The following is a 6,746-nucleotide window of genomic DNA, read 5'->3' as shown; positions in this document are numbered from 1 at the left end:
GGCTACGACAAATCGGACCTCCTCGCGGAGGTCCTTACCCATTGACTCTCTGATGAATGTCTCGTGGTAAGACCTTTCTAATGCGTAACCCCTGCTATTATCAGGCACACACATTATATTATATATATAGGAGTATTCATCTTCGTTTACCCTCAATTGTGAATTATCTAAGAGTTCCTAAGCGATAAACCATTAAATTGCAATGTGGAGTTTTAAAATACCAAATTAGTATTAATTTTCTTTAGAATTATTTGGTGAATCAATATGTTTTACCTACATTTGTTGAGCGAGATACTAAGTACCTAGAGTTGTTATATATGTGTTGCGATGACTTGATAATGAAAGGAATGCTTAGCTACTAGCAAAAAAACGAGTATTACTAATGTGCTGAGCAATCAGTGCGAATTTTTAACTATTTTACTAAAAACTATGAAACAGATTAACTACCTGGCCGCTTTGGCGGTAACGTTGCTGATCGGGATGTTAACATCCTGTGCCCCTAAGGATGATGGACCAGAAGAGGCAACTTTGTCACTCTCTGCTACTTCTGTCACTATTCCTAATGCTGGTGGCGAAGCCCAAGCTATTACTGTAACCACTAATCAAGTTAAGTGGAATGCTATTTCCAATGCTGATTGGATCAAGACCACCGTTTCTGGTAATAGCCTACAGATCGTGGCTATGCCTAATGAGGCTGGAAAGGACCGTGCCGCTCAAGTACTGGTAGTAGCTGGTGCTACTAGCGAAAAGGTAGAGGTAATACAAACTGCTGCTGACATTTCTTTGGAAGTTTCTCCTGAGACCATCGTTGTGCCTAATTCAGGTGCTAGTAAGCTGATCAGCGTGAAGAGCAATTCTGGTGCGTGGACACTAGATATTGATGAGGCTGCTCAGGCTTGGATCAAGCAGAATGTATTCAATGATATGATTGAGCTGGAGATCGCTGCTAATGATGGCGAGCCACGTGAGGCTAAGCTCTATGCAAAGAGTGGCACCTTGCAAAAGGAGATCACCGTACAGCAAGCAGGTAAGGGTAGTGAAAAGTTCCTAATCCCATATCTTGTAGTTGAGCCCGAAAAACGCGACCTTTTAACTTATGAGGTTAATCATGGTAGTATCTTGTTACGTTATGCACCTAAATCTTCAAGCCTTTTTGATGGTGACGTTCCAGAACACTATGAGTTTGTTACCTCATCTCAGCTATTGCCATCTGTAATTTACTTATTTAACTTTAAGACAGATATGTTGCAAGGGGTTGAGTATGTAACTAAGGCAGAGTCTGTGAAAGCACTTGTTGATGAAGGGTTTGTTGACTTTCTAGTGAAGAATAACTTCGCTGATGCAAAGTATGATGATAAGAAAGATGTCATTACTGGTGAAAGCACAGAGAATGGCTTTACAGTTATTGCACTTTATGACAAGGATGCCAAAAAGGTTTATATTGACTTTGTTGCTCCTAAACCAAAGCAACCTGCACTACAAACATTTAAGGCTTTCCCATGGGATAAGAAAGCTTTGCTTAACAATACTGAGTGGACTGCCGAAAAGATTGTAAAGGCTGAAGAGGATGCCGGCAGTACAGTCACGAAGAATTTTATGAAAAAATTCCCTACGGTATTAGAGTCTATTAGAGCCACACTAAAGAAGAGTACTGATCGTGATATACCTAGCATTCGACTCTACTTTATGGACGTAGATGATAAGACTGGAACGGTAAATAACGATTGTACACAGCAACTTCTAACAGTTTGGGCAGATCTCTCATTGGCATTCTGGAATAATAAGGGAGAAATTGTTATGACAAAGGAATTCACTAAACTTTACGAAGATGCTGGCTTTGTGAAGATCGGCAATTCTTCAAAAGGTGTAGGAGCATACCTATACTTGGAGAAAGAAGAGTTGGTATATCTTGTAAGAGCGATTAAATTTAGTGATATTCCAGAGTTTGATATTGTTGTGGCTATGAATATTTGGCATGAGCATGTTGACCTTGATCAGAGCCAGGCAAATATTCTCAAGCAATTGGAGAAATCCTACAAGGCAACTCAGCTTATGGATCAGAAGCACAACATTAAGCCTTTCTGATTTTAACATAAATCTATAAATAGATTGAAGTGGACTTGCCTCTGATGTTCATGAGATGGAAGAGGCAAGTCCTATTATTTAACTTGCAGTGAAAACAGAACTAATATGAAAAAAATTACATTACTTCTTGTCGCGTTTTTTTCTTTTGTAATTGTAAGTTGCAAAAACGAACGTGATATTGTGTCCGACACGGCTGTGGCGGATCAAGAGGAGATAGATAGTAGTCCGAGGGTTTTTGAAGGTATGCATTTGCCCAATGCGGGTGAGGCAATTCCGGGCACAGTAATTATTAAAGTGTCCCAAGAAGCCTATGATTCAATCAATCAAGGAACCGTGACGGGTAGGATGCAGCTCAACAATGCACCAAAACCTATGGCTAAAGCTCTAAATAACATTAGAGCTACTCAAATAGAGAGAGCGTTTCCATATGCTGGCAAGTACGAGGAGCGTACTGTAAGAGAAGGCTTGCACCTTTTCCTAAGGGTCACCTTTGACAAACAGGTCTCAGTTCCAAAGGCTATGCAGAGCCTATTCAAAGTAGAAGGGGTTGAAACAGTTGAATATGAGCCAGAGTTGGTTCCTCTCTCCGTAACTTCTAGAAAGGATTACTGGATGTTTAATGACCCTTATCTTCCTCGTCAATACCACTACAATAATCTAGGAGTCGATCGTAATCGTACTAGAGGTGCAGTTGAAGGGGCCGATATTAATTTGATTAAGGCTTGGGAGATAGAGACTGGTAAGCCTGAAGTAATTGTCTGTGTCGTTGATGGAGCTATTGATGTTCGCCACCCTGATCTAATTCCCAACATGTGGATCAACGAAGCGGAGATGAACGGCATTCCTGGCGTGGATGATGATAATAATGGTAAAATAGACGATATTCATGGCTGGAACTTTGCGAATAACTCTAACGAGTATATTCCTGATTCAGATTTCCATGGGTCGCATGTGGCCGGGACAATAGCAGCCAAGAATAATAATGGTATCGGTGTGGCTGGAATCGCTGGTGGTGATGGCACTCCCAATAGTGGCGTTCGTTTGATGACTTCTGCTATCTTCTCTGTGAGGGATGGAAAAGATTCTCAAGGAGGTGGAGCTGCAGCAATTAAATATGGTGCCGACAATGGAGCAGTTATTTCTCAAAACTCTTGGGGCTCTCGCTTCCCTGGCCCAACTCCATCGTCTACTAGAAAAGCTATAGATTATTTCATCAAGTATGCTGGCTGTGATAATGATGGTAACCAACTACCCAATTCTCCCATGAAAGGTGGTATAGTGATATTTGCGGCAGGTAATGATAATTCAGAACAAAGATACAGTCCCGGTGAGTATGAGCCTGCATTTACGGTTTGTGCAATGGGTCCTGGTTTTGAAAGAGCATCTTATTCTAATTATGGTACTTGGACTGATATTACTGCCCCCGGTGGCGATCAAGAGAGGTATGGTATGACATCTGGTGTTCTTAGTACTTTTGGTGTAGATCAAAGCTATGCCTTTCCCGACGAAAAGGGATATGCATGGTATCAAGGCACCTCTATGGCGTGTCCTCACGTTTCTGGTGTAGCTGCTCTAGTGGTTTCCCACAGAGGAGGCCCTGGCTTTACTGCCGCTCAATTGGAGCAATGTTTGCTTGCTGGTACCAATGATATTGAAATGTATAATCCAGGGTATGAAGGTAAGTTGGGGGCTGGCTATATTGATGCCTACTTAGCACTCACCTTGGAGAATAAGAATAAGGCACCTGAGGCACCAAAGTTCTTGCCTGAAAAGTCTAAGGAGAATGACTTCTTAAGTGCTACTATCTACTGGCAAGTGCCTAAGGATGCTGATGATGGAGCTCCATCGAAGTATGAGCTTTATATCTCGGATAAACCGCTGGATAAAAGCAATTATACCAAAGGAAGGCGTCTTGGCAATGAGTCGGGCTACGTAAGTGGAATGAATAAGGAGGCGGGTGAGGAGATGAGCTTTAAGGTGTCTGACCTGAAGCATAGCACTACCTATTACTTGGCCATTGTGGCGATAGACCGTTGGGGTCTTAAGAGTGCGCCAGCCTTTATGGAGACCAAGACGAAAGTCAATAATCCACCTGTTATCACCAATGTACCTAAAGAGCCCATCACGGTATTTGATATCAAGGGTAGTGCTGAATATACACTTATGGTGAATGAGCCTGATGGTCAGAAGTGGAAGATCGCTTCTGAAGGTGAAACTACTGGAGTAACACTTGCTAAAACGGATGAAGGTATCAAGGTACGTATCCGCCCAGTATTGGCACAAGGCGATTACAGCTTTACGGTTGTTGTCACTGATGAATTGGGTACCTCGGCTTCCTTTGAGATTCCATTCCGCGTGATCAATGTGAAGGCTCCTGAACTGATTGAGAAGCTACCTAACACCTTTGTAGGTGTGGAGAATGATCCTCTGACGCTTGATATTAGCAAGGTCTTTAAGCCACAAGAGCTACTAGAATTTAGCTATAAGGTGAGCTCTAGCAATGGCTCTGTAGCCACTGCTGTGGTGGAGGGTTCTAAGCTGACTATCAAGGCGTTCCAGCCAGGTAAAACTACCATCACTATCACAGTATCCAACGGATATTATGAGACCCGCACTAGCTTTGAGGTATCGGTGACTAAGAACTTGGATAACGAAGTGTATGCAGTGTGGCCTCTTCCAATGAAGGAGAAGCTGAACCTATGGGTTAATCCTAAGAGCAGTAAGCCAGTGATCACTATCTACACCATGACGGGTGAAAAGGTGATGGATAAGGCATTGCTCGTAGACCACGAAGGAATGTCGAGTGTGAAGGTGAAGAACCTAGCTCCTGGCACCTACAGAATCCGTGTCACTGGCACTGGAAAGAAGCCATTTGAGCAAGTGGTGCAGAAGAGATAACCCCGTTAAGTGGACTTAATTTAGAATTATGAACGTTATGAATACAAAGCCAATCATCGGGGCACTCTTCGCCCTTGCACTATCTATATGTTCGGGAGTCTCAATGCAGGCTCAGCAAAGCCGTGGATTGTCTTTCCTTGAGACCCAAACGGATGCTCGTGCAGCAGCTATGGGAAATGTTACCTTGACTAAAACCGACCGTAACTATCTCTACACCAACCCAGCTTCGATCTTTAATGGAGATACGAAGCTAACCGTCTCGGGCACTGGATTGATGTTCAAGACGCAGGAGAATGAGTTTGTAGAAGGAAAACTAGGCTTCGGTGCAGCATCTGTAGGGTATCGCTTTTTGGATCGCCATGTGATCTATGCTGGTTTTAGATACCAAGGCGGTATGAAGATCAAGGGTAGCACTAATGACCAATGGGGTTATAACAGAAAGAGCTATACTCCATTTGATTGGGCTGTGGATATGGGCTATGCCTTTAAGTTTAATAAGATGTTTGCAGCTTATGCCACAGGTAGCTTTATCCAAAGCTATACTGGACGTGTAGCCTATGCTGGGGCCTTTAGTGTCGGTGCCAACTGTTTGATCCCTATCTCTGCGAAGAGTGATATCAACGTGGGTGCTAGAGTAGCCGACTTTGGTGCACCTATCTACTATGCCAAGAATGAGGCGTATGCTCTGCCTACTAATATGCAGGTGACAGCAGACTATGGTCTTACTATCAACGAAAATCATAAGCTACGTGGCGTGTTAGGAGGTAAGTACTACTTCCTACCATATAAAGCACAAGTATTCCAGGCCAATGTGGGTGCTGAGTATACGCTCTTCAATATCGCAAGTCTGCGCGCTGGCTATCAATATGGTAGCAAGGAGACGAGCCTTTGGAGTGTAGGTGCTGGTGTAGCTCTTTATGGTGCAAAGCTAGACTTTGGTTACCTTAAGTCGCTGAATGACTTCGGGGCTGATAGACTAGTCCTCTCCTTGTCATTTGACTATTGATCTAAGAACTTCTGGAGGAGGGTGTCGATGGTGACGCCCTCCTCTATATATCTCAACAAGAGCGTATAGGAGATTACTCTTATACGCTCTTGTCGTCTCTTTTGAGAATGTTGCACGGAATGAGGCGGCTGGTCGAACCACTCATTTTTAGAGTGGTCTGACCATATGGTTTTTAGCGGATTGTCTATGCTAAGGACCTCCGCGAGGAGGTCCGATTTGTTGTAGCCCCCATTCGAGGCTCGCAGAGCCGATGAATGGGGGTAGATAATAGGATCAAAACCCACGATCCCTTGCGGGTCGGACAACTTCGACCACATTTTGTTGTCCGACCCGCAAGGGGTCAATATATATAATGTGTGGTGCGCGAATACCCCGAAGGGGTTTCATGGTCTATTAACCCAAGCTTCCCCCTGAATGCGAGCGACAGTGAGCCTGAAGGAGAAGCTTGGGTAGAGAGGGCACCACCACGCTACCCCGAAGGGGTTGCATATACACCATCGCTTATGGGTGTAAAAGTGCAACCCCTTCGGGGTAGTTGCCTACGGTTTATCGCTCTTCCCAACCTTCTCCTCCGCAGGTACGCTTCTCCTACCTACGGAGTGGGAAGGCTGGGTTAATAGACCATGGAAGCCCTTCGGGCTTCATCAGCCCACCTTTTCTGGAATTAAATCTGATGGGTTGTCCGACCCGCAAGGGGTCGAATATATTCGTCCACCATTGCTCTACCCCCAGTCGTTCGGGGCTAACGCCCCTCCGA

3 protein-coding genes are annotated in these 6,746 nt (G+C 44.1%); all 3 read left to right on the top strand.

Annotated elements, in window-relative coordinates:
• The first annotated feature begins 429 nt into the window (after positions 1–429).
• The 3 genes from HMPREF3027_RS05615 to HMPREF3027_RS05605 all read left to right on the top strand — a co-directional run bounded on the left by HMPREF3027_RS05615 (position 430) and on the right by HMPREF3027_RS05605 (position 5,989).
• A complete protein-coding gene (locus HMPREF3027_RS05615) occupies positions 430–2,085 on the top strand; it encodes a BACON domain-containing protein (protein ID WP_070707573.1) in 1,656 nt (551 codons plus the stop codon).
• A 105-nt stretch (positions 2,086–2,190) separates the two neighbouring features.
• Positions 2,191–4,983: a S8 family serine peptidase gene (locus HMPREF3027_RS05610; RefSeq protein ID WP_070707572.1), complete on the top strand. Its 2,793-nt coding sequence runs from the start codon at positions 2,191–2,193 to the stop codon at positions 4,981–4,983.
• Positions 4,984–5,020: 37 nt separating this feature from the next.
• The gene (locus HMPREF3027_RS05605) at positions 5,021–5,989 is read left to right on the top strand and encodes a PorV/PorQ family protein (protein ID WP_141756236.1); all 969 of its coding nucleotides are present in this window, start codon (positions 5,021–5,023) and stop codon (positions 5,987–5,989) included.
• Positions 5,990–6,746: the final 757 nt, after the last annotated feature.

Source organism: Porphyromonas sp. HMSC077F02 (genome assembly GCF_001815465.1).
Lineage (GTDB): Bacteria > Bacteroidota > Bacteroidia > Bacteroidales > Porphyromonadaceae > Porphyromonas_A > Porphyromonas_A somerae.
This window is presented reverse-complemented; position numbering and strand designations above follow the sequence as displayed.